Here is a 22,564-nt window from a genome sequence, read left to right as displayed (position 1 = left end):
GAGTCGGCATTTGCATGATCATTTTGGCGACTTGCTGCGCCAGAAATCGAAAAAGTTGAACCAGTGCATCGGATACCGGCGGCAGTAGTATTCGAGGCGACTCGCATAGCGCTCGGCATACGTGCGTAACGACGCTTCGCGACTCGCGCGAGGCAATGTCACGATGTCGGCGAAAGCCTCGAAGTAGAGCCGATACGTGGTCCTATCTCTCAGGCAGAACAGCAGAAACACCGGGCATTCCAACAGCGCGGCAAGAATGAATGGCCCCTGAGCAAACGGGGCTGGTGCGCCGAGGAAGGGGGCATGGACGACACGTCCGCTGTCGCTGCTTGGCACGCGGTCCCCGACGATGACGAGCCAGTCGCCACGCTCGATACGTTCGCGCAGCATGATGGCCGTCGCCGGGCCGATGTCGTCGACTTCAATAAGATTCGCGGCAAAGTCGATGTTCGAACCCGCAAGCATCGCGCGGAATCGCTGCGCGTGACGCGTGTACACCACCGCGTGAATTCGGTCGATGCCGCGAGACCGCGCCAGGGCGCGAGTCATCTCCAGGTTGCCGAGATGTGAGCCGATCACGAGGGCGCCACGTGAATCGTTTGCTGCTGCGTCTAACGCGGCTGGATCGTCGATTTGAACGTGATGCTCCCCGAGCAGGCCGCGCCATGCGGCGAACTTGTCCAGCGCCGCGTTCGCAAACGCAGATAAATGCGCGAAGGTTCGCCAGAATGTCGGTTTGGGTAAGGCGATCTCCGGCGCCGCATTGCGCAGCCGTTGCTGATAGTCGCGCGAGGCGGCGCGGGCTTGCGTGTCCCTCAGTGCAAAGTAGGCGACGACCGGCACGAGGCATGCTCGCGCGGCACGCAGTCCGAAGCATCGGCACGCGAACGCCAACAGGCGCATGCCGAATAAGCTGCCGCGCTCGGGACGTCGCCACCACGGCAGCGAGCTGTCGGTCGACGCGCTTGCCGGTGCTTGCGTTCGGGATACGTCGACACTCGCGCGGCAACGAAGCGCACGCCATAGGAGTGCGGGAGCGCGTGGCATCATCCCGAACACCAGCCGCGTGTGCATCAAAGAGATGGCCACGTTGTCGCCAAACATCTGGAAATGCGATATCCCGTTTTTCGGGTACACCACGCGCGTTCGTTTGCTATGAACCGGTACGCCGCGCCAATACAGGCGCACCAAAATATCGGTGTCGAAGGCCATGCGCGACGGCGGTTGGTGGCGAGCCAGTAAGGCCGCAGTGGCCGCGAGCGGATAGACCCGGAAGCCACACATCGAATCGACAATATCGAACGACAGCGTCTCGACCCACACCCAGAAATGCGTGATGTAGCGGCCGTATAACCGCCCCCGGGGAACGGACGCATCGTAATGCGGTGTGCCGCAGATTACGCTTTGCGGACGTTGCCGCGCGTCTTCCAAAAAGGCCGGAACGTCCGCCAGATCGTGCTGGCCGTCGGCGTCGACTTGAAGCGCGTGCGTGTATCCGAGCGCGTGTGCGTGCCGCAAGCCGTGTGACACGGCACCGCCTTTGCCGAGATTGTGCGGTAGACGCTCAAGCACGACGGCTTCCGCGTGCCGTGCCTGAATCGCGTCGAGCACAGCGCGCGTGGCCGCATCGCTGCCATCGTCGACCAGCAAAACCGGCAGACGTTGCGCTACCAACGTATCGACGATACGGCCGATGTGCAATGGATGGTTGTACACCGGGATCAGCACGCACGGAACAAACGCCCGCAGCCCCTCGATGCCTGTCGTCATCGATTCATCTCCGGGGCGGGCGAGAAAGGCGCCGCGTAGCCCAGATACCCGCTCGCCGAGATGCCACGCGCACCCTCGTAACGATAATGAACACGTTGACGCGGGGAATCTAGCGTCAGCGTAAGTTCGAGCTGGGCGCCTGGCATGACAGGTGCCGAGAATTTGGCCTGTTGAACCGACGTCGGGCTATGGGTCACCCAAGCGTGCCGACTAGCGTTTCTGCTTGCATACTCAGTGGCAAAGCGCGACGCCCAGTCGAGCAATACGACCCCCGGCAACAAAGGCATTCCGGGGAAATGTCCTTCGAAGTGGGGCAGTTCGCGTGGGACGCGAAGCGCGATGACGACGCTAAGCGGTGCGGCCGCGCATGTGTCTGTGGCGTCGGCCTCGTCCAGGCGAACGCCTAAGACGGAAGGCGACCACGGTGTTGCGGGCGAGAAGCATGCCGCAACGTCGGCTGCGGTTCGCTTGCCACGTTCGTTGACCGGCAGTTCCGGCAGAAAGCGCCAGCGTCTGGGCAGCATCGTGGTGTCGAACGACCGCGCAAGCTCACCACGCAGTGTTTCGCGAACGGCCTTGAGCGACTGTGTTTTCCAGGCGAACGTGCCGATCTTACTCGGTACGACCACCACGGCCAGGCGCCCAGAGACGACAATGGCAGCGACGTCGTCAACCCACTCGTGACGGGTGAGCGTCGCCTCTACCGCAGGCAGTGCCAGACGTTTGCCTTCGATCTTGACGACGCGATCCAGGCGGCCCGTTAGCGTAAATGAGCCGTCGGCATGGATAGCGGCCCCGTCGTCCGTTCGCCACCATTGACCTGTGCCGACGCGCGGTGACCGGATTTCGAGCGCGCCCCCTTCGCCGATGCGGATATCGGTATCGTCGAGCGGCGTCCAGTGTGCCGCGAAGTCCTGCTGACGCCACGCGATACCGCCAGTTTCGGTGCTACCGAAGACTTCGACGGGAGCGAGCGCGTCAGGCGTCGCCGAAGCGCTTCTTTTCAGATTCGCATATTGCACGGCCGCTTCCGCAGGCAATGGCCCCCCTGACGAAAATGCCATACGTGGGGCATCGACCCACGGTGCGCCACCGATCAGTGAAGGCCAGCGCGTCAATTGCGCCGGGCCGGCGATCCACACGACGCAGGGCCAGTTTCGCCACACTTGTGCTTCAGACGGCTCCACAAAAGTGTGGCGAGCAAAGGGTACGCCGGCGGCCAATGGCCAGAGCACCCGAAACCACAAGCCGTAAATGTGATGGCAAGGCACGCTCGCCACGATCAGGGCGTTATCGAGTTGCGCGCCCCAATGGTGGTGCAGTGTTCGCACTTCGGCGTCGAGTTGAGCGAGTGTCTTGCTGACGGCCTTCGGCTCTCCGGTGCTGCCTGACGTATAAATCATCAGTTCACACGAGTCGGCGAGTACGTCTTTCGACCTCGGGACGTCAAGACCTCCGTTAGCGTGCGGGGTGCTGAACGACGCCAGCCTCTCGGGGTCGATGACCTCGTCGTAAGCAAATGCCAGATCGTCGCGGGTTTGCGCCAGGGCATTGGGCAGTATCATCGGCGTACAGCCGGCGGCCCACGCTGCGAACAGCGCGCAACTCATGTCGAACGGATCGTCCAGGCATAGCGCCAAGCGTAGCGGGGCGCGTGGCGCAAATGCCGAACGCAACGCTTCGACGCGTATGCGCCAGTCGCGGATATTCAATGCCGTTTCTGTCTCAGCCGTGCGCCGGCCGTCCACGCAAACGACGCGCGATGCCGAAACCGGAGCGCTCAGTAGCTCAGTGAGAGAAAGGCATCCGGGCGCGGAAGGCCGGTGCAACGCCAACGCATTCATGTCCGCGCCCCGGAGACGGGCGAACGGTTAGCCTTCCGGGCGAGCATTCGCCGACGGTAAAGCCATTCGCAGGCGAACAGCAAACCGATCATGACGTAGGCAATGCCTCCGTTATACAACGACCAGATTTCACGCGACGTCCATAGCGCTGTGCAGAGCGCGATACTGCCGTTCAGGACGAAAAAGGCGATCCAGACGCGCGTGACATTACGCAGATAGGGCGTGGCGTCGGCGGGCAGGTCGGGTTGATGCAGACGTGCAATCCGCTCAATCATCGACATCGGTGCGCGTAGCGACATGGCGAAGGTCAGGCCCATGCCGAGATTGACGGCTACCGGGTAGCAGCGAAGCAGAAGTTCGCTATTGCTTAGCGCCGTTGCGCACGCCAAGGCGGCCAAGCCACCCGCCACGGCCCACTCGACCGGCATCAACAGCCGATGAGCACGAAGATTACGCCGATAACGCAGGCAGAGTCCTGCCAGCAACATCAGCGCAAGGTACCGTGGCGCGAGTAGCGTAACCCCGGCGAGAATCAGCACCGGGTAGGCGAGCAGAGCGACGACGGACTGCCAGCGCGCCTTGCCGGAAGACGCGCGCGGCAGCGATGCCGATCCGTTGGCGTGAATTGGCGACATGCCTGGGCGTCAATCCTTAAGCAGCATGTGAACGGATGCCACCACGTCGCTGACGGTGCGCACGTTTTTGAAATCTTCCGATTTGATGCGCTTGCCGGTCATGCGTTGAAGTTGAATGGCCAGATCCACCGCGTCGATACTGTCGAGGTCGAGTTCTTCGAACAGATGAGCTTCCGGTGTGACGCGCTCCGGTTCGATTTCAAACGTATCGTGAAGAATGATGCGCAGTCGCGAGAGGATCTCTTCGTCCGTCAGTGGCAAGGTCAAAGTGCTCATTACTGTCTTTCCTTATTGGGCGCAACCGCGCTCACGCAACAATTGGGCAAGGGTGGTCACGCTGCGGAACTGGGCGCGAGCCGTATCGTCATTGGATTCGATTTGCAAGCCGAAACGCTTGCGCAGTGCAATACCCAATTCCAGCGCATCGATGGAATCCAGTCCAAGGCCGTCGCCAAACAATGGAATGTCATCGGTGATGTCTTCTACGCCGATGTCTTCCAGTTCAAGTGCCTGGACGATCAATTGCTTGATCTCAAGTTCTAGAGAAACCATATTGAGAAATCTGATCAATGAAGAAATGTTCTGCGACCGCTGTCAGGCGTCTCGCTGCCATGGGGGCGCCGACCTCGTCCATCGACGTATTTGCGAGCCCTGCTGGCACCGCCGGAATCGAAGACTTTTCGGTCGGATGTGATGAGGGGGATTGCGCATCGAGTTGGGAGGCGTGCGTCATGGCGACCTCCGCGCTGATGTCGCTTTCCAAGACGCGAATGCGCAGCGTAGGCCTCGTCGCCGGCACCGAGTACCAGCGGTGCTGTTTTGTATACGCGGGCGGGTCGCAGTCAATCAGCACGGGCACGATGGGGCAATCGTGCGCCAGAGAAATATGGGCAAATCCGCGCGAAAACTTTCCTAACCGGCCGCGAGACGGACTGCGCGTTCCTTCCGGGAAGACGATAAGCGGCACATCGTCGGCCAGAGACGCCCGACTTGCGTCGATCAGGGAAGGGCCGCCGTCGTTGCGCAGATATCCCGCCGAACGAACGATGCCTGCAAAAAACGGGTTGCGCCAATGCCGACTGGTGACGATGCAACACGCGCGGGGCATCAGCGCGAGCAGGACGACGACGTCGAGATACGAAGGATGGTTAGCGATGACGACCGCACCTCCGAGATGGCGCAGTTTCTCGACATTGTGAAAGTCGAATCGCATGACGCCCATTGCCCGGCAACTCTTCGTTAGCGCAGCGAAACAGCGATGCACCATCGCCATTGCGTAGCGGCGACGCAATCGCGTGGAGATCGGTAGCAGTAAGAGTCCCGGGAACACAATCAACGAGAAGATGAGCCCGCCGAGCGCGAAGCATGCCCACAAGAACAGGGTTGCGGCATGGCGTCGATACGTTTCAGACGTGTTCATGTTGCGCGTCCTCGTGCCATTCCCACCGCCAGTGGTGGCGCTCCCCGCGCCAGAGGTTAGGCCCGCCGCCGAGCAACGAAGTCACCAGACTGTCGCTTTGCGTGCGTGACTCGGCATATGCACTGGCCCCTGAAGGCAGGTGCATTGTGCAGGTGAGCTGTCCCGAGGCTTCGTTATCGACCAGTATCGCCAGCGCACTCCCGACGTCCTCGATGTGCCGCGCAGTCGGGCCATAACAGGCTGGGGGCGGTTCGAACGCGTGGATCAGCAGGACGGGAGCGTCCGGTGACTCCCGGTGTTGTGACCATGCGTCCAGCAATGCGTAGCCGAGCGTGTCGTCGCCCGCTGAAACGGCATTGATGGCCGAACGGTCGTTTCGGGCGATGCTGAGTACGCTGGGCGTAGCATTAAGGACCGACAGGCTGAAGGCGGTAGGCGAGGGCGGCTCACCGCGGGCGAGCGCCTCCAGCATCTGGGTCGTTCGTTGAATTTCGCCATGCTGCGACGCGTAGACAACGCGACACGCCGGAGGCAACGGACCACATCCGACGGCAGCCGATAGGGCGAGACGAGCCAGCGGGCTGAGTCGGCGGCGAAGCATTGGGTCGGTAATGCCGGCATCAGACAGGGTTGCCGACGTCGTGCCTGCCTGACGATAAGCCCATCGACGCACAGGAAGCACCCAGTTCGCAACCGGTCCGGCCAATGCAGCGGCCGCCGTACCTTCGGCAGTCGCAGATGGCTGTGAGGAATCCACAATGGCGACTTCCCCCGAAGTCCATTGTGGCGCGCGACCCGTTATTCGCGCGTCGTATTTTTCTGGCATGGCTAATAATTGATAAAAAGCGTGTACCGCTTTGCTATGCCACGGATGGTCTTATCCGTTTAATGCGTTATTCAGGCGGCTGATCTTTACCGCCGAAGCTGACATGAAAGCCAACGCTGTGTCGCGTCGTGCATTTCGTAGCATCCCAAAAAGTTTGGCGTGCAATTATAGCCAAATGTAAGGCGCGGAAAGGTGTGCTTGATGAAGAATGTGGTGTTTTTGCTGGAAAGCAGAAAAATCCCAAGTGACACGCCCGGCAAATCTTGCATTGCGAACGGAAAGACGCGGTAAAGCGCGAGCAAAGCGCGTAAAAAGATGACCGTAAATTGTGTTTCTTAGATTGATCGGTCAACTTGAGAACGCGTGCCGTGATTCGCTATTAGGGATGCAATAAAGGTGAACCGCTGACGGGGGGGATGTCGATGGCGGGTACGGTGAACGAAAACTCGCGTCGATCGGACACGATGTCCGGCGGCTGTCCGGGGGAGACGGTGGCCTCGGATACTTCTATCAGGCCGTCACGATGGTAACGAAGCAGCGTTGTGCATCTCGTGCCGTAGGCCGGGGACGCAATGAACGCAGCGGAGAGGGAGCGTTCCCACGCGCGCGAAACGCCCGTCTCAGGCAGTCTGTCGTCCGGTGCTTCGGTCGGGTCGCGCATGATCCGTAGCAGTGTGGTGGCGTCAGCCGCATCGTGCAATGCGCCACCGAACGCCTCGCGCCGACTCACCAGTTTCGGCCATGGCGTGTCGAGAAGTGCGTTCGACAGTCCGTGAAGGCCAGGGGTGATCGGATGTGCGACCGGGAGCCGTGTCGGTTCGCTGTCGTGCGTTTCCCGATTCCCCAACCAATACAACTTGCCCGCAGGCAAATCGCCGGCAAGCAGGTTGAAGCCCGCGTATTCGTGGGCATGCTTTTCGACGCGTGCGAGATCGTCGTCGAACGGCGTGGCGTCGAGCATGGCGGACACGAGCAAGCCGCGCGACGGCGTGTCCTTCGGCGCCATCGGTGCCCGGCCGTCGCGGAAGTTGGTCAGCGCCGCGAAGCGCCCCGCGCGATTGACCCCCATCCACGTTCCGCCGCCGCGCAGGTCGCGCCCGGCGAGGATGTCGGGACGATCCAGCCACCAATGCAAAGGCTCGGCAGGCCGTTCGAAGAACTCGTCACGGTTGGCAAGAACGACCAGCGGCGTGGCGGCATCGGGCTGCCAGGAGAAGACGATCAGGCACATGGCGAGGCAGGCGTCGGGATATCGACGAAGCATTCGACGTGGCGTTCGCCTTCGAGCAGTGACGCCAGTCCGGATTCGACGACCAATTGCGGCAGCACCTCGATGAAGGCCGCATCGACGTCGTCGTAACGCTCCATCCAGGTCGTGCCGCCCAAGGCGACGTCGTTGGCCGAGACGTCGGCGCGCCATTGAATGCGGCCGAAAACGCCGAAGCGCCCGGCCGTCAAGGCAAACAGACGGGCGACAGCGTCACGGGCGGCGTCGGTCTGCGCTGTCGAGACACGGTAATAGACGTAACAGTCCATCGGCGCGGGTCGTGCGCCCACTCAGGATGCAGCGGCCGAGGAAGCCGACGACGCCGACGATGCTGGCGCTTGCGTCGGATCGATGATCTCGTAAGGCAGCTCGCCGAACGCCAGCGCCGGGCCGTCGACCGTGCCAAGGCGGACATCGTCGGCCTCGCGTGCGGTGAGTTTCAGCTCGACAAGGACGTCATAACCGCCATTCGGTGCCGGTGCAGCCTGCACGACCATGCCGCACGGCTGCTCGGGATCGCTCGTCTCGACCAGTTCCTGTCCCGGCACCGGCAGCACGCCGTCGACATGGGCCAGATGGAGCCGGCGCTTGATCGTGCCGCGATACTGGCTGCGTGCGACGACTTCCTGCCCCGGGTAGCAACCCTTGCGGAAGTTCACGCCACCAACGACTTCCCAGTTGATCATCTGCGGCACGAACTGCTCTTGCGTTGCCGTAGTGACACGGGCCACGCCGCTGTGCACGTCGAGCCAGGCGGCGAGCGTCGGCTCGACGGCGACCACGCCGTGCGTGCCGACAAGCGAGTCCCAGACTGCGGCGGCTTGCGCGACCGGCACGCTCCAAAGGAAGCGGGAGAGCGAGCGGGCCGTACCGGCGTCGGGTAGACGAATCAGACTGGTGCCGTTGCCCGGAGCATCGCCCATGGTGGCATGCGTGGCTGCCATCGCTGTGGCGGGCAGCGAGGCGAACGTGCGCGACAGCACGGCCTCAACGGCCGGGCCACCGACTTGCAGCAGGACATGCGTGGTGGTGCCGTCCGTCAGTTTCGCTTTCGCGCGCAGCACGAACATCGACAGACGTTTCTGAACGGCCGCCTGCACGGCGGCGTCGCTGGCGAGATAAATGGTGGCTTCGGGCGACGTGTCGCGCCACATCAGGAAGGTGGCGAGCAGGCGTCCCTTGGCCGAGCAATAGCCCGCCAGACGTGCCTGCACCGGCGACAGACGTTCGACGTCGCTGGTCAACTGGCCGTGCAGAAACGCGGCCGCGTCGGCGCCGTTCACTGCGATGAGGCCTGTGTCGCTCGCCAGCGCGACGAAGTTGCCCGAGCGCAACGCATCGAACTGTGCGGCGCGTGCATCGGGCGAAATATCGGAAAGAGAAGCGGCTGCCGCTTGCGGCAGAAGATCACGCCATGTGGAGGTCATAAACGAAAGTGCCTGTCAATCTGTGAGGGTTCGGCAAGTCAAAGTATTATATTGGGTCTTCCGCCAGGACGTGCGAGCCCGGTTCGACGTGCAAAATGCGCCGCCCGACACCGTTGCCGCCACGCGCGCCCGGCAGATGAGTCCCCCGAACCCGCTGTCGTCATCGCGCGACTTATCCTGCAATTCATGTACTTCATCAAACGTCTGTTTGTCCTGTTGATCGTCGCGGCACTGGCGGCCGGCGGCGCTTTCTATAATTGGGCACAAGCGCCGCTGCAATTGGGCAAGCCGACGCTGGACGTCACGATTAAGCCTTACAGCTCGGTGCGCAGCGTCGCCACGCAGTTGCGTTCGGGCGGCGTTCCGGTGCATCCGCTGCTGTTCAATCTGCTCGCCCGCGTGCTGGACGTGGGTACCAAGCTCAAGTCGGGCAACTACGAGTTCGCGACCGGCATCACGCCCGTGGAGGTCATGGACAAGCTTGCACGCGGCGACGTCAATCAATACGTGGTGACGATCATCGAGGGCTGGACCTTCAAGAAGATGCGCTCCGAGATCGATGCCAACCCGGCATTGCGTCACGACACGGCCGGGCTGCCCGACGCCGACCTGATGCAACTCGTGGGCGCAGATCGCGCGGAAGCCGAGGGCATGTTCTTCCCCGACACATACCTTTTTCCGAAAGGCACCAGCGATGTCGATATTTACAAGCGCGCTTATCGCCTGATGCAGAAGCGTCTGGACGAAGCCTGGGCGTCGCGCGCACCGGGCTTGCCGTACGCCACGCCGTATGAGGCGCTTATCATGGCCTCTCTCGTCGAGAAGGAGACGGGGCAGGCCGTGGAGCGCGGGCAAGTGGCGGCGGTGTTCGTCAACCGGCTGCGCAAGCGCATGTTGCTGCAGACCGACCCGACGGTGATCTACGGCATGGGCGATCTTTACACGGGACGTCTGCGCAAGCGCGATCTGCAAACGGATACGCCGTACAACACTTACACGCGCGCCGGCCTGCCGCCGACGCCGATTGCGCTGCCGGGCGTAGCGTCGCTGGCGGCGTCGCTCAACCCTGCGCCGACCGATGCCCTGTACTTCGTGGCGCGCGGCGACGGTACGAGCCACTTCTCGACCAATCTCCAGGAGCACAATCGCGCCGTGGACAAATATCAGCGAGGTGAGCAATGACGCAATCCCCGAACGCACCGGCCGCGGTGTCGGGCAAGTTCGTGACTTTCGAGGGCATCGACGGCGCGGGCAAGAGCACGCATGTGAACGCCTTTGTCGTCGCACTGCGCCAGGGCCTCGCCACCGTCGGTCGTGACGTGGTGGCGACGCGCGAGCCGGGGGGCACGCCACTGGGCGAAGCGCTGCGCAAGCTCGTGCTCGACGAGTCGATGGATATCGAAACCGAAGCGCTCCTGATGTTTGCGGGGCGCCGCGAACATCTGGTGAAGGTGATCGAGCCCGCGCTCGCACGCGGTGACTGGGTCGTCTCCGATCGTTTTACCGATGCGACGTTTGCGTATCAGGGCGGCGGGCGTGGCCTGTCGCGCGACAAGCTGTCGATTCTTGAGCGCTGGGTGCAGGGTACGCGCCAGCCCGATCTGACGATTCTGTTCGACCTCGATCCGGCAATTGCCGCCGCACGACTGGCCGGCGCCCGCGCGCCCGACAAGTTCGAACGCGAGTCGGCCGCATTTTTCACCCGGGTGCGCGAGGAGTACCTGCGTCGTGCAGAGGAATCGGGCGGGCGCATCGTACTGATCGACGCAGCGCAGAGCATCGACGCCATTGCCGGACAACTCGCCGACGTATTCGCAAGGCTGGGATTGCCGGGACACTAAGCAACATCAGGCAACACCAGGCGCGGTTGCGGGAAGTGATGGACTTCATCCGGTTTTCCCCGACGCGCGCATAATTCGGATATCCACGTCGATGGCTGACGTTGGGCACATAGCGATTTCCGCCCACAGACACGGGCGTCGGTCGAAGCGCCAATGCAGCATCCGAAACATCTGCAACATCCGGCCAAGGAGCCCACATGCTGTATCCGTGGCAGTCAGAGGACTGGACACGCCTTAACGACCTTCGAACCCAGATGCCACACGCCTTGCTGCTGCAGGCGGTGCCGGGCATTGGCGAAGTCGCGCTTGCGCGGACGTTTGCGCAGGGCCTGCTGTGCGAATCGCCGCGTGCCGACCACCTTCCGTGCGGCACTTGCGGCGCATGCCAGTGGTTCGTTAGCGGCAATCATCCGGACTTCCGCGTAATTTGCCCTGAAGCGCTGGCAGACACGCTCCCCGGCGCAGACGCGCGGGCAGAGGCCGATGGCGACAAGAAAACGAAAACGCCGAGTAAGGAAATCAAGATCGAACAGGTGCGTGAGGTCATCGACTTCGCGAGCCTTGGTTCGCATCGTCAGGGGCGTCGTGTCGTGTTGCTGTTTCCGGCCGAGTCGCTTAACGTGCACGCGGCGAACGCCTTGCTCAAAACGCTGGAAGAGCCGCCCGAAGGTGTCGTGTTCCTGCTGGTGACGACGCAACCCGACCGCCTGCTGCCGACGATTCTGTCGCGCTGCCGCCGACTGGTGCTCACGCGTCCCGACGACGCACAGGCCACGCAATGGCTGATGGGCGAAGCTGGCCTTAATGCAACCACGGCCACTGCCGTGCTTGCGGAAGCTGGCGGCGCTCCGCTGGCCGCGCGCGCGCTGGCCGAGCCCGACGAGCGTGGCTGGCGCGACTGGCTGCTGGGACAACTCGCGCAAGGCGGCGCCATTGACGCTTTCGCCTGCGCCGAACAACTGCACAAGGGCAGCTTGCCAGGCGTTCTGGAGACGTTGCAACGCTGGTGTTTCGACGTACTCGCCGAGCGCATGGCCGGTGCCGTTCGCTTCTTCCCGGCGCAGGCACAGGCGTTGCGTCGCTGCGGCGATGCGACCGACGACGTCCGTCTGCTTGGCTTCCTGCGCGAACTGGCGCAACAGCGTCAGGTGCAGAATCACCCGCTCAATACGCGCGTGCTGCTCGAAGCGCTTTTCCTGCAATACAAACAGTTGTTCGGGGGACCTGCATCGCTTTGATGCAGATCACCGGCAACCGATCGCACATCATGTTCATCGATTCGCACTGTCACATCAATTTCCCGGAGCTGGCCGAGCAGATGCCGGACTTGCTCGCCCGTATGCGCGAGAACAAGGTCAGCCATGCGCTGTGTGTCTCGGTCGATCTGCCGACGTTGCCGCAGGTACTGGAGATCGCGGCGCAGCATGAGAATGTCTATGCCTCCGTGGGCGTCCATCCCGACTATGAGGATACCCCCGAGCCGAGCGTCGACGATCTCGTGCGTCTCGCGGCCACACCGAAAGTCGTCGCCATCGGGGAAACCGGCCTCGACTACTACCGGCTGGAAGGCCGCAGCATCGAAGACATGGAATGGCAGCGAGCGCGGTTTCGTACGCACATCCGCGCCGCACGCGCGACGGGCAAGCCGCTGATCATTCATACCCGTTCGGCCGCAGACGATACGCTGCGCCTGATGCGCGAAGAAGAGGCTGGCGAGCCAGCAGGCGTGATGCACTGCTTTACCGAGAGCTGGGATGTCGCGAAGGGTGCGCTCGACCAGAACTTTTACATCTCGTTTTCGGGCATCGTCACCTTCAAGAGCGCGCGCGATTTGCAGGACGTTGCGCGTCGCGTGCCGCTCGATCGCATGCTGATCGAAACGGATTCGCCCTATCTCGCGCCGGTGCCGTATCGCGGCAAGCTCAATCAGCCGGGTTATGTGCGACATGTGGCGGAATTCATCGCGGACTTGCGCGGCGAGCCGTTGCAGAAGATCGCCGAGGCGACAAGCGAGAACTTCTTCCGCCTCTTTGCCACGGCGAAGCATTGAACTCGCATCGCGCGTAGCTTTCGAACCGACGTTTTTCGTCGACGTTTTTGCCGACGCTTTTAATCGACCTTCCCGGACGACCGACAGGAGCCCCCGATGCGTAAATTTTCAGTGATCCACGTCTTCACGCTGCTGAGCGTGTTGTGGTTGACGGCATGTGCTACGGCCGCGACCTCCAACACGTCGTTGATCAAAGCGGTGGTGTTCGACGACACCAAGGCCGTGCAACAGGCGCTCAAGGCCGGTGTCGATCCGAACACGCGCGACGAGAAGGGCGATCCGCTGCTGGTGATTGCAATGCGCGAAAAGTCCGTTGGCGTCGCCAAATTGCTCATCGAAGACAAGCGCACCGATCTGGATGCCACGAACCGCGCGGGCGAGAACGCCATGATGATCGCGTCGCTGCAAGGCCTCACGCCGATGGTGAAGCTCCTGATCGACAAGGACGCCGAAGTCAACAAGAAGGGCTGGGCGCCGCTGCACTACGCGGCCACGAACGGTCATGACGACATCGTGCAACTGCTGCTCGATGCGTCGGCTTATGTCGATGCGGAATCGCCGAACGGTACGACGCCGCTCATGATGGCGGCGCGCGGCGGCCACATCAGCACGTGCAAGGTGTTGCTCGACGGTGGGGCGGACGTTCGTCTTGCGAACCAGTTGAAGATGACGGCCATCGACTTTGCGAAGCAGGCCAATCAGAAGGAAATTGCAGACGGCCTGAGCAAGCGGCTGGCGCAACTGCCGCCGCTCACCGCACCGGCCCGATAGGGCACCAAGGGGCGATTGCTATACCTACTGGCGCCAGAATTAAGGCGTCTCGCGCGGCGCACCGTGCCTGCCCGCCCCGGCCAGAAACGCACGGGCGCCCGCGACGCCTTCCGAGAAGACGACGTCGTGTCCGGCGGCCCCCTCCTGACGCAGCGCTGCGTCCAGCGGTATATCCCACTGTGCGTAGGCCGCCCGGCGGTCGGCGCGCAGCGCGCCTTGCGGTAACTCGGCGAGCTGATGTGCCAACGCAAGCGCGCCCTGACACGCCATGCCTTCCGGCACCAGCCGGTTAATCAGCCCGATCTCGAATGCCTCCTGCGCGCCCACCGCGCGGCCGGTCAGAATCATGTCGAGTGCCCGGCTCATGCCGATCAAGCGCGGCAGACGAACCGTTCCCCCATCGATCAGCGGTACCCCGAAGCGTCGGCAGAAGACGCCGAACGTAGCCGAGTCGTCCGCGACGCGCAGGTCGCACCACAACGCCAATTCCAGTCCGCCCGCCACAGCATGACCGGTGACGGCCGCAATCACGGGCTTGTCCAGATGTCGTCGCGTAAGGCCCATCGGGCCGTCGCCACTGCCGTCGGGGGTGACGTCGTTGCGGCGCTCGGGATCGTCGAAGGCCGAAAGATCGGCCCCGGCGCAGAACGATGCCCCCTTGCCGCAAAGCACCGCCACGCTCGCTTTCTCGTCCTGTTCGAAGGCGAGCAGCGCGTCGCGCAACGCCGTCGCCATGCGGCGGTCGACGGCATTGCGACGGGCCGGACGCGCAAGCGTGACGAGCGTCACCGGCCCGTCTTTCTCGACTTCGACGCACGGGGTGTCGGCAGGATCAGAGGTGTGACTCCGTTGGCGCATGGCATGCCTCCTGAAGGCGTCGTCCACGACCGTCCTGCGTTCTCGCCGGCCCGCATGTGTCGGACCGATGCAAGACTGGCAGTCAGGCCGCGGCGGGTTGGGCGCAGCGCAACAAGGCCGGTGTCGCGGCCGTCGGCGCGCGCAGATCGGTAATGAAACGGTCACGCCACGTCGACAGGTTGTGCTCGCGCAAGGTACTCATCATGCTCTCGTGACGCGATTGACGCTCTGACAGCGACATGTTCAGCGCCGAGCGCAGGGCTTCGGCCATGCCGTCGATGTCATAGGGATTCACGATCAGTGCGCCGTCGAGTTCCTGTGCCGCCCCTGCAAAACACGAAAGCACCAGCACGCCGGGATCGGCCGGGTCCTGTGAGGCGACGTATTCCTTCGCGACGAGGTTCATGCCGTCACGCAACGGTGTGACGTATCCCACCTGCGACGCGCGGAAAAACGACATCAGTACTTCGTGATCGTAGCGCTTGTTGATGTAGCGCAGCGGCGTCCACGCCAGGTCCGAGAATCGGCCGTTGATATGACCGGCTTCGGTCTCCAGCTGACGCCGGATTTCGCCGTACCCCGCCACGTCGGAGCGGCTCGGCGGCGCTACCTGAACGAAGCTCACAGTCCCTTGCTGATTCGGCCACAGCTCCAGCAATCGCTCGAAAGCGCGAAAGCGTTCCAGCATCCCCTTCGAATAATCCAGACGATCCACGCTCATGATGAGCTTGCGTTCCTGCAGTCCTTGCTTCAGGTCGAGGATGTGCTTGACGGTCGCGCGGGCAGTTGCCTGTTTCTGGATCTCGTCCGGATACACGCCGATCGGATAAACGCCCGTGCGGAAGGTGCGCTCGTAAGCGGTGATCGTGCCATCGCTGTTGAGCGTGGCGCCGGCGAGCCGGACCAGATAGTCGGTAAACGCCGTACGGTCCGTCTCGGTCTGGAAGCCGACCAGATCGTATTCGCACATGGCGCGCACGAGCGCTTCATGTGGCGGCACCGTCATCAGGACTTGGGGCGACGGGAATGGAATATGAAGAAAGAATCCCAGCCGCTGGCGCAGCCCGATCTGGCGGCACGCCTGCGCGAAGGGCAGCAGGTGATAGTCGTGTACCCAGATGAGATCGTCGTCTTTGAGCAATGGGGCGAGCAGTGCGGCGAAGCGCGCGTTGACGTGGCGATAGCCGTTGTAATCGTCGCGTTGAAAGCGTGTGAGGTCGTCGCGGTAATGAAACGTCGGCCACAGGGTCGCATTGGAGAAGCCGCGATAGTAGGTGTTGTAGTCGCGGCGGGTGAGCGGCACGGTGGCGAAGGTGACGTTGTTGCGATGCGCGATCTCGGGGGCAGTGGCGGGCTGCGAGTCGATCTCGCCGTTCCAGCCGAACCACATGCCTCCGGTGTCCTTGAGCGCGTCGAACACGCCGATGGCCAGACCGCCGGCGGTGGGCTTGCCCTCGGTCATGGGCGCGACCCGGTTCGATACGATGACTAAGCGACTCATGCGTCTGTCTCCTGAGAGGGTTGAGGCGGGGCCGGGGAGGTGTCGCCATGCAGCGTGAGCAGCCAGGCGGTGAGCGCCTCCGGCGAAGGCAGCCGGTAGTGCGCGCAGGACTCTCCGTCCCCAATCTTGATCGTGATGCCACCCAGCGCATTCACGTCGGCAAAACCGGCCTCGTCGGTGAGGTCGTCACCGGCAAACAGCGGCGTTCGACCCGCAAACGGGGCCTCGTTCAGAAGTGTCGAAATGGCGCGGCCTTTGCTCACGTTGCGCGGGCGCAGTTCGAAGACCAGCTTGCCCGGCTGTAGCGAGAACCTGTCGGCGTGCAGATCGGCCAGCGAGCGCATGGTGTCGCGCGCCACGCCTGCCAGTTCGGGCGCGCCGCGATAGTGCAACGCGAGTGCACAGCCCTTGTTCTCAAGCAACAGCCCCGGATGCTGCGCGACCAGCGCTTGCAGCGGGGCGGCCATGGCGGCGACGCTTTCGGTGTCGGCGGCGTGGCCTTCGGCACGCACCAGCCCGCCGTGCGCGTGACGAATCTCCGCGCCGTGCAGCCCGGCGGCCGGCACGCGCAGCGGGGCGAGCAGGCCGTCGATGTCGTCGATGGCGCGCCCCGACACGACCGCGATCGCACCATTTGTGCGTTCAAACAGGCGGGCCAGCACTCGGGCGGTGTCGCGCGGCAGTTTGACCGCGTCGGGACGCGCCGCCAGCGGTGCCAGCGTGCCGTCCAGATCGAAGAAGAATGCCACTGTGGCAACGTTGACGGCATGCTGCGCAGGCGGACTGGCGGCGAACGCGGTAGCAGACGTCGCCGACGAGGGGGCCTTTGGCGTCACATCGGTGACGGGCGGGGAAGACGTAGTGCGTTGCATGGCTCTCCGTCGCTGTCGTGCCGCAAGTCGACAGGTCGTTCCAGGGCCAGCAAAAGGGCTAGGGATTGGGCAGACGAGGCGTGACGTGCGGCGATATTGAAGGGCGGAGCGCGGATATCCGCGCGGGATGTATTCATCCTAACCGCTCAAAAAGCGACAAGGCGTCGTCCGTTCTATGAAATTCCTGTCGGATGACGCCTACGAGGGCGAGGGAGACGTTGGGCGACATTCTCAAGACAAAGAAAGGCAAGTAGGTATTGAATATGAGAATCGTTTGCAATAACATTCGATAATTGCCGCATAGTGCTCCATCCGGGAAATGCGGTACGGCACACCTGCCACGCACGCGCCACCCCCGTCGCACGGACGTGCGTCGGACGACAACAATGATGAAAAGACTGTGGTTTCAACTGCACTGGTTCTTCGGCATTACGGCCGGTCTGGTGCTGGCGGTCGTTGGCCTGACCGGCGCACTGCTCTCCTATTACGAGGAGCTCACCCGCGCGTTCAGCCCGGGTGTCATGACCGTGGCTGTGCGCGACACCGCGCCTTTGTCCGTTCCCGATCTGATGGCACGGGTGCATCAGGCCGTGCCGGATCGCCGTATTTTGTTGATGACGGTGATGCGCAATCCGGAGGACGCCGTGGGTGTACGGCTCTCTATCGGTGACGGCACGCGCGGCGAGACCTATTTCGTCGACCCGTACACCGGACAAATGCTCGGTCGCTCGCAGGCCGATGTCGTCTTCCGCTTCATCATGGACATCCACCGTTTCCTGACGGTGGACGGCATCGGCAAGCAGATCACGGGGGCGGCAACGCTGCTGCTGTTCCTGCTCGCGGCGAGCGGTTTGTATCTGCGCTGGCCGCGCCGGATCGGTAGCTGGCGCGCATGGTTTCACATCGACTTCAAGAAACAGGGACGTCCGTTCCTGTGGAATCTGCACGCCGTGATCGGCACGGTGGTGCTGGTGCCATATCTCTTGTCGGCGACGACGGGACTGTACTGGTCGTATGACTGGTGGCGCGGCATGCTGTTCTCGATGGCTGGCGTCCAACAGCCTGTACGGAACAAGCCGCCCGAAAAACCCAGGATGGCGAAGCAGGGCGACGCGAATGCCAAGGGCGAGCGCAAGACGGCGCTGCCGGATCTGGCGTCGACCTCTGCGCACGACATGAGCACCGCGTGGGTCGCCTTCATCACGCGCGTGCCCGACTACACGAAGGTCTATCTGCGTCCGTCGCAAAAGGCGGGTGGCCCGTTGCAAATGACGTGGCTCGACAAGGCCGTGCCACATGAGCGTGCGTTCAGCCGGATGGATATCGATCCGGCGTCCGGCGCGATTCGCAACGAGGAGCGCTACGCAGAGAAGACGACCGGCGGCCAGTTGATGACGAGCATCTACGCGCTGCATCGTGGCAGTTTCTTCGGGCCGGTGGGTATTGTCGTGATGATGCTGTCGAGCCTGATGATGCCGGTATTTTTCGTCACCGGCTGGATGCTCTATCTCGACCGTCGCAAGAAGAAGCGTGGATTGGCGGCGTCGCGCCCGGCGCAGGGTGCCGATGGCGTGAAGGGTGCGAAGGGTGCGAATGCACCGTCGAGCAGCGATTCGTTCGCCGACGAAGGCGTGCTGATCGGATACGCAAGCCAGAGCGGCGTGGCCGAGGGCCTCGCCTGGCAGACGGCCGGTATGTTGCAGGGGGCCAGCGTGCCCGCTCAGATTCAGCCGCTGGCACGCATCGGCCAGGCGCAGCTAGGCGCGGCCAAACGCGCATTGTTCATCGTCAGCACGTTCGGTGACGGCGAGCCGCCCGACAGCGCGCGTCGTTTCTCCCAACAACTGATGAATCAGGCAATGGCGTTACCCAAGCTGCGCTTTGCCATGCTCTCGCTGGGCGACAGCCATTACGACACCTTCTGCGGTTTCGGTCGCAAGCTCGACGGCTGGCTGCGGGCGCAGGGCGGTGTGGCGGCGTTCGAACCGATTGAAGTCGACCGTGGCGATCCGGGCGCCTGGGCGAGTTGGCAGGAACGTCTGGGCGAATGGCTCGGTCGTCCGCTGGTTGCTACGAAGGCCGACGACGGTCCGCGCTTCGCGTCCTGGGCGCTTGCCGAGCGCGAAGTGCTCAATCCGGGCAGCACCGGTTTGCCTGCGTACCATCTCGCGTTCACGCCGCCGGAAGGCGCGCAATGGGTCGCGGGCGATCTGGTCGAGGTGCTGCCGCGCCATACGGCCGCGCGTATCGACGCGTTCCTCGCGGGCAGCGTGTGGGCGTCGGATGTCCGCGTGAACGTCGCCGGGCGCGAGGCGTTGCTGGGTGAGGCGTTGCGCGAGCGCGTACTGCCCAACGCCGCACCGCCCGCTGGCGTCGACTTGCAGGATTGGCTCGAACGTCTGGCACCGTTGCCCGAGCGTGAGTATTCGATTGCGTCGACGCAGGAGGAGGGCAAGCTGATGCTGCTCGTGCGCCAGACGCGTAATCCCGATGGCTCGCTGGGGCTTGGCTCGGGCTGGCTGACGGATGGCTTGGCGCTGGGCGATAGCGTGACGATGCGCGTGCGCCCGAATCCGGGCTTCCACGGCCCGGCTGACGCGCAGGGCATGATTCTGATTGGCAATGGCACCGGGCTGGCCGGGCTGCGCGCCCATCTCTCAGCCCGCATCGCGAAGGGACAGGTTCGCAACTGGCTGATCTTCGGAGAACGTCAGGCGAGTCACGATGCATTTCACGATGCGACGCTGCGCGAGTGGCAGGCGCAAGGCGGTATCGCTCGTCTGGACCGCGTCTATTCGCGCGATCAGGCGGAACGGATCTACGTCCAGGACCACGTTCGCCAGTCGGCGCAAGAGATTGCGAAATGGGTGGCTGACGGCGCTTCGATCTACGTCTGCGGCAGTCTCGCGGGCATGGCCCCAGCGGTCGATGCGGCACTGGCCGAGGCTATCGGCGCAGACGCGCTGCTGGACCTCTCGACACAGGGACGTTATCGCCGCGACATCTATTAGACGTGTACCGGTGGTGTGCTAACGTAGTGACAGGGCTCGATCGTTATCGGGCCCTTTTTTCTTCGATTTCCATCGATCTCCATCGAACGAATCCGGGACGGCAGGAGGCGCAATGACGGCAACGTGGCAAATCGTGGTGCACGGGCTGGTGCAGGGGGTGGGGTACCGCGCGGCGTGCGTGGTCGAGGCGCGCAGGCTGGGTCTGGCGGGATGGGTGCGAAATCGTCGCGACGGTACCGTGGAAGCCATCGCGCAAGGCGAGGCCGCGCAGCTACTGGCGCTGTGCGAGTGGATGCGAGCAGGGCCGAGAGGGGCGCAGGTGTCGTCGTGTGACGTCGACAAGGCGTGGGTGGCGGAGTCGCCGCTCAAAGGCTTCGAGCAGCGCGCGAGCATCTGAGGCCGCTGCGTGCCGCCCGGCGAGGCCCGGGGCGGACGCGAAATACGGGGGCTGGCGGTGCGTGCCCCACCGCCCGACGTCTGGAGTGACGGCGAGCAAGGGCGGGGCGGTAGGACCGCGACGCAATGCGTGACGCGTAACGACCGACGCAGTGTCGTCAGGCGGCAAGCGCCAGCGCGCCCGGCGCGCCGACCGAAGCCGTGCCACCCGTGCTGTGCGGCTGCGGGTGGCTGGCTTCGTGCGACGACAGACGGAACAGCGCCACCGACTCGCGCAAGCGGGCGGCCTGCGTTTCGAGCGCAGCTGCTGCGGCCGAGGCTTCTTCGACGAGCGCCGCGTTCTGCTGTGTCATCTCGTCCATCTGCGTGACGGCCATGTTGACCTGCTCGACGCCGCTCGACTGCTCCACGCTGGCCGCGGAGATCTCGCCCATGATGTCGGTCACCCGTTTGACGGACTGCACGACCTCCGCCATCGTTGAGCCCGCACGCTCGACCAGACGCGTGCCGACCTCCACACGATTGCCCGACGCTTCGATCAATCCCTTGATCTCCTTGGCGGCCGACGCGCTGCGCTGCGCCAGCGTGCGCACTTCGCCTGCGACCACGGCAAAGCCACGACCCTGCTCGCCCGCGCGCGCCGCTTCCACAGCGGCGTTCAGCGCCAGGATGTTCGTCTGGAAGGCGATGCCGTCGATGACGGTGAGAATGTCCGAGACCTTTTGCGAAGCTTCGGCGATATCGCGCATTGTCGTCACGACTTCCTGAACGACGTCGCCACCGCGCGAAGCGGTCTCCGACGCTGTCACGGCCAGTTGGCTGGCGGCACGCGCGTTCTCGGCGTTCTGTTTCACGACGGCGGTCAGTTCTTCCATGCTCGCGGCCGTTTGCTCCAGCGACGATGCCTGCGATTCCGTGCGACGCGACAGATCGGCATTGCCGTCGGCGATCTCGCGAGCGCTGCCGTGAATCGCTTCCGTGCTCTCGCGTACCGTGCCGACTGTGGTCGCGAGACCGTCACGCATGCGGCCGAGCGCGCCGAAAAGCTGGCCCATCTCGTTGCGCGTACGTTGCTCGATGCGCTGGCTCAGATCACCGGCGGCCATCCGCTCGAAGTACGCAATGACCTCGCGAATCGGGCGCAGGACGGCGCGCGCCAGCATGGCGCGGCCCCACAGGGCAAGCAGCAGCGCGACGACGAGCGTGGCGCCCATGGCGATGCGCATGACGTTGTAGCGTTGCTGAGCGGCGTCGTAGCGGGCTTTCTGACGCGCCACCTGGATGTCCTGAAGCTCGCGCATGAGCGAATCGACACCGTTGTATGCGGCCGGCGCGACGCGTGCCTGAATCTGATGGAACCCGGCGACGTCACCTTGCTTGAGCGCGTTGAGTGCGGGTGTGATCACCTTATCGAAAAAGGCCTTGCGCTTTTCGTCGGCGGCCTTGGCCAACTCCGCTTCGTGCGCATCTTCTTTGGGACGTTTCAGATAATCGTTCCAAAGCGCGTCGGAAGCGGCGATGTATTGGGTGCCTCGTTTAAGGACTTTGTCCGATTCTTCGGGGTTGGCCCCGAGGCTGACGTACGACGCATAGGTCGCCATCGACAGACGGGTCCGGAGGATTTGCTCGCCGGTTCCCTTGAGTTCGGCCAGGGCGGGGGTGTCTTCCGTGGCCATCTTGCTCAGGGAGTCGTTGCTGGAGCCGAGCGCCCAGAGGCCCAGCACGCTGGCGAGGACGAGAAGTGCACCAAGCAAACCTAGGACCAGTGTCAGGCTGGCCCGAATCGTAATGTTCTTATACATATTGATCGATGGATTGAATGCCCAGGCCGCGCCAGGAGATCGCGGGCCTACCCGTCCATCGGTGAGTGCAAGACGGGGCATAGGGATTATCGGCATATGAGACGCAGAACTTGAGCCATTCGGGCTCGGGGGATTCCGAAAGTGCGCCTGCGCGGGAGAAAGTTCGGAATTTGCGCAGTCGCAAGCGTCACGCAAACGGCCAGACTTAAAGGCTGTTTCACTTTCTTCAGTACGCCGAAGCGCGTGAATCGTGATGCGGCGTCAACGATGCGA

General features: G+C 63.4%; 21 protein-coding genes. 7 read left to right on the top strand and 14 right to left on the bottom strand.

Annotation, left to right across the window (positions count from 1 at the left end; all coding sequences use genetic code 11):
- Positions 1–18 precede the first annotated feature (18 nt).
- From MB84_RS13620 to ygfZ, 10 genes are all read right to left on the bottom strand, one after another.
- The gene (locus MB84_RS13620; protein WP_046292170.1) at positions 19–1,770 is read right to left on the bottom strand and encodes a glycosyltransferase family 2 protein; all 1,752 of its coding nucleotides are present in this window, start codon (positions 1,768–1,770) and stop codon (positions 19–21) included.
- The gene (locus MB84_RS13615; protein WP_169835008.1) at positions 1,767–3,482 is read right to left on the bottom strand and encodes an ApeI family dehydratase; all 1,716 of its coding nucleotides are present in this window, start codon (positions 3,480–3,482) and stop codon (positions 1,767–1,769) included. The genes MB84_RS13620 and MB84_RS13615 overlap by 4 nt, the downstream gene beginning before the upstream one ends.
- A gap of 128 nt (positions 3,483–3,610) precedes the next feature.
- Entirely contained in the window at positions 3,611–4,249 is a 639-nt protein-coding gene (locus MB84_RS13610; RefSeq protein ID WP_046292168.1) for a COG4648 family protein, read from the bottom strand.
- 9 nt (positions 4,250–4,258) lie between these two features.
- Positions 4,259–4,504 carry an acyl carrier protein gene (locus MB84_RS13605; RefSeq protein WP_046293793.1) on the bottom strand — a complete coding sequence of 82 codons (246 nt, stop codon included), beginning with the start codon at positions 4,502–4,504 and terminating at the stop codon, positions 4,259–4,261.
- Positions 4,505–4,537: 33 nt separating this feature from the next.
- On the bottom strand, positions 4,538–4,801 hold the full coding sequence (locus MB84_RS29000) for a phosphopantetheine-binding protein (RefSeq protein ID WP_084009781.1): 264 nt from the start codon (positions 4,799–4,801) through the stop codon (positions 4,538–4,540).
- Positions 4,782–5,669, bottom strand: a complete 888-nt coding sequence (locus MB84_RS13595) for a lysophospholipid acyltransferase family protein (protein ID WP_046292166.1) — start codon at positions 5,667–5,669, stop codon at positions 4,782–4,784. The genes MB84_RS29000 and MB84_RS13595 overlap by 20 nt, the downstream gene beginning before the upstream one ends.
- Positions 5,656–6,495, bottom strand: coding sequence for a beta-ketoacyl synthase chain length factor (locus tag MB84_RS13590; protein ID WP_084009780.1), 840 nt, complete (start codon positions 6,493–6,495; stop codon positions 5,656–5,658). Before MB84_RS13590 ends, MB84_RS13595 begins: the two co-directional genes overlap by 14 nt.
- A gap of 379 nt (positions 6,496–6,874) precedes the next feature.
- Positions 6,875–7,759 carry an NRDE family protein gene (locus MB84_RS13585; protein ID WP_211279305.1) on the bottom strand — a complete coding sequence of 295 codons (885 nt, stop codon included), beginning with the start codon at positions 7,757–7,759 and terminating at the stop codon, positions 6,875–6,877.
- Positions 7,717–8,031 (bottom strand): DUF4936 family protein, encoded by a 315-nt coding sequence (locus tag MB84_RS13580; RefSeq protein WP_046292165.1) that lies wholly within the window; start codon positions 8,029–8,031, stop codon positions 7,717–7,719. The genes MB84_RS13585 and MB84_RS13580 overlap by 43 nt, the downstream gene beginning before the upstream one ends.
- A gap of 21 nt (positions 8,032–8,052) precedes the next feature.
- Positions 8,053–9,189 (bottom strand): CAF17-like 4Fe-4S cluster assembly/insertion protein YgfZ, encoded by a 1,137-nt coding sequence (ygfZ, locus tag MB84_RS13575; protein WP_046292164.1) that lies wholly within the window; start codon positions 9,187–9,189, stop codon positions 8,053–8,055.
- A 186-nt stretch (positions 9,190–9,375) separates the two neighbouring features.
- Between ygfZ and mltG the strand changes: the two genes are divergently transcribed.
- From mltG to MB84_RS13550, 5 genes are all read left to right on the top strand, one after another.
- On the top strand, positions 9,376–10,371 hold the full coding sequence (mltG, locus tag MB84_RS13570) for an endolytic transglycosylase MltG (RefSeq protein WP_046292163.1): 996 nt from the start codon (positions 9,376–9,378) through the stop codon (positions 10,369–10,371).
- Positions 10,368–11,030 carry a dTMP kinase gene (gene tmk / locus MB84_RS13565; RefSeq protein WP_046292162.1) on the top strand — a complete coding sequence of 221 codons (663 nt, stop codon included), beginning with the start codon at positions 10,368–10,370 and terminating at the stop codon, positions 11,028–11,030. The genes mltG and tmk overlap by 4 nt, the downstream gene beginning before the upstream one ends.
- Before the next feature lie 197 nt (positions 11,031–11,227).
- Positions 11,228–12,268 carry a DNA polymerase III subunit delta' gene (gene holB, locus MB84_RS13560; RefSeq protein ID WP_046292161.1) on the top strand — a complete coding sequence of 347 codons (1,041 nt, stop codon included), beginning with the start codon at positions 11,228–11,230 and terminating at the stop codon, positions 12,266–12,268.
- A gap of 29 nt (positions 12,269–12,297) precedes the next feature.
- Positions 12,298–13,080: a TatD family hydrolase gene (locus MB84_RS13555; RefSeq protein ID WP_046293790.1), complete on the top strand. Its 783-nt coding sequence runs from the start codon at positions 12,298–12,300 to the stop codon at positions 13,078–13,080.
- A 96-nt stretch (positions 13,081–13,176) separates the two neighbouring features.
- Positions 13,177–13,851: an ankyrin repeat domain-containing protein gene (locus MB84_RS13550; RefSeq protein ID WP_046292160.1), complete on the top strand. Its 675-nt coding sequence runs from the start codon at positions 13,177–13,179 to the stop codon at positions 13,849–13,851.
- A 39-nt stretch (positions 13,852–13,890) separates the two neighbouring features.
- Here the strand turns inward: MB84_RS13550 and MB84_RS13545 are convergent, their stop codons facing one another.
- The 3 genes from MB84_RS13545 to otsB all read right to left on the bottom strand — a co-directional run bounded on the left by MB84_RS13545 (position 13,891) and on the right by otsB (position 17,082).
- Positions 13,891–14,709 carry a crotonase/enoyl-CoA hydratase family protein gene (locus tag MB84_RS13545; protein WP_046292159.1) on the bottom strand — a complete coding sequence of 273 codons (819 nt, stop codon included), beginning with the start codon at positions 14,707–14,709 and terminating at the stop codon, positions 13,891–13,893.
- Positions 14,710–14,791: 82 nt separating this feature from the next.
- Complete coding sequence (gene otsA / locus MB84_RS13540) at positions 14,792–16,210, bottom strand: alpha,alpha-trehalose-phosphate synthase (UDP-forming) (RefSeq protein ID WP_046292158.1); 1,419 nt, start codon at positions 16,208–16,210, stop codon at positions 14,792–14,794.
- Complete coding sequence (gene otsB, locus MB84_RS13535; RefSeq protein ID WP_084009779.1) at positions 16,207–17,082, bottom strand: trehalose-phosphatase; 876 nt, start codon at positions 17,080–17,082, stop codon at positions 16,207–16,209. The genes otsA and otsB overlap by 4 nt, the downstream gene beginning before the upstream one ends.
- Before the next feature lie 386 nt (positions 17,083–17,468).
- On the opposite strand from otsB, the gene MB84_RS13530 reads away from it, so the two are divergent.
- Positions 17,469–20,093, top strand: a complete 2,625-nt coding sequence (locus MB84_RS13530; protein ID WP_046292157.1) for a PepSY domain-containing protein — start codon at positions 17,469–17,471, stop codon at positions 20,091–20,093.
- 112 nt (positions 20,094–20,205) lie between these two features.
- On the top strand, positions 20,206–20,490 hold the full coding sequence (locus tag MB84_RS13525) for an acylphosphatase (RefSeq protein ID WP_046292156.1): 285 nt from the start codon (positions 20,206–20,208) through the stop codon (positions 20,488–20,490).
- Between the two features lie 157 nt (positions 20,491–20,647).
- Here MB84_RS13525 and MB84_RS31465 read toward each other — a convergent pair whose 3' ends face one another.
- Complete coding sequence (locus MB84_RS31465; protein ID WP_046292155.1) at positions 20,648–22,291, bottom strand: methyl-accepting chemotaxis protein; 1,644 nt, start codon at positions 22,289–22,291, stop codon at positions 20,648–20,650.
- Positions 22,292–22,564: the final 273 nt, after the last annotated feature.

Source organism: Pandoraea oxalativorans (genome assembly GCF_000972785.3).
Taxonomy (GTDB): domain Bacteria; phylum Pseudomonadota; class Gammaproteobacteria; order Burkholderiales; family Burkholderiaceae; genus Pandoraea; species Pandoraea oxalativorans.
Note: the sequence above shows the minus strand (reverse complement) of the source record. Positions and strands in the feature narration are given on the sequence as shown.

Coding starts and splice junctions, on each gene's coding strand:
- MB84_RS13620 (WP_046292170.1), bottom strand. CDS start 1,770: ATGACGACAGGCATCGAGGGGCTGCGGGCGTTTGTTCCGTGCGTGCTG.
- MB84_RS13610 (WP_046292168.1), bottom strand. CDS start 4,249: ATGTCGCCAATTCACGCCAACGGATCGGCATCGCTGCCGCGCGCGTCT.
- MB84_RS29000 (WP_084009781.1), bottom strand. CDS start 4,801: ATGGTTTCTCTAGAACTTGAGATCAAGCAATTGATCGTCCAGGCACTT.
- MB84_RS13595 (WP_046292166.1), bottom strand. CDS start 5,669: ATGAACACGTCTGAAACGTATCGACGCCATGCCGCAACCCTGTTCTTG.
- MB84_RS13590 (WP_084009780.1), bottom strand. CDS start 6,495: ATGCCAGAAAAATACGACGCGCGAATAACGGGTCGCGCGCCACAATGG.
- MB84_RS13585 (WP_211279305.1), bottom strand. CDS start 7,759: ATGCTTCGTCGATATCCCGACGCCTGCCTCGCCATGTGCCTGATCGTC.
- MB84_RS13580 (WP_046292165.1), bottom strand. CDS start 8,031: ATGGACTGTTACGTCTATTACCGTGTCTCGACAGCGCAGACCGACGCC.
- ygfZ (WP_046292164.1), bottom strand. CDS start 9,189: ATGACCTCCACATGGCGTGATCTTCTGCCGCAAGCGGCAGCCGCTTCT.
- mltG (WP_046292163.1), top strand. CDS start 9,376: ATGTACTTCATCAAACGTCTGTTTGTCCTGTTGATCGTCGCGGCACTG.
- tmk (WP_046292162.1), top strand. CDS start 10,368: ATGACGCAATCCCCGAACGCACCGGCCGCGGTGTCGGGCAAGTTCGTG.
- holB (WP_046292161.1), top strand. CDS start 11,228: ATGCTGTATCCGTGGCAGTCAGAGGACTGGACACGCCTTAACGACCTT.
- MB84_RS13555 (WP_046293790.1), top strand. CDS start 12,298: ATGTTCATCGATTCGCACTGTCACATCAATTTCCCGGAGCTGGCCGAG.
- MB84_RS13550 (WP_046292160.1), top strand. CDS start 13,177: ATGCGTAAATTTTCAGTGATCCACGTCTTCACGCTGCTGAGCGTGTTG.
- MB84_RS13545 (WP_046292159.1), bottom strand. CDS start 14,709: ATGCGCCAACGGAGTCACACCTCTGATCCTGCCGACACCCCGTGCGTC.
- otsA (WP_046292158.1), bottom strand. CDS start 16,210: ATGAGTCGCTTAGTCATCGTATCGAACCGGGTCGCGCCCATGACCGAG.
- otsB (WP_084009779.1), bottom strand. CDS start 17,082: ATGCAACGCACTACGTCTTCCCCGCCCGTCACCGATGTGACGCCAAAG.
- MB84_RS13530 (WP_046292157.1), top strand. CDS start 17,469: ATGATGAAAAGACTGTGGTTTCAACTGCACTGGTTCTTCGGCATTACG.
- MB84_RS13525 (WP_046292156.1), top strand. CDS start 20,206: ATGACGGCAACGTGGCAAATCGTGGTGCACGGGCTGGTGCAGGGGGTG.
- MB84_RS31465 (WP_046292155.1), bottom strand. CDS start 22,291: ATGTATAAGAACATTACGATTCGGGCCAGCCTGACACTGGTCCTAGGT.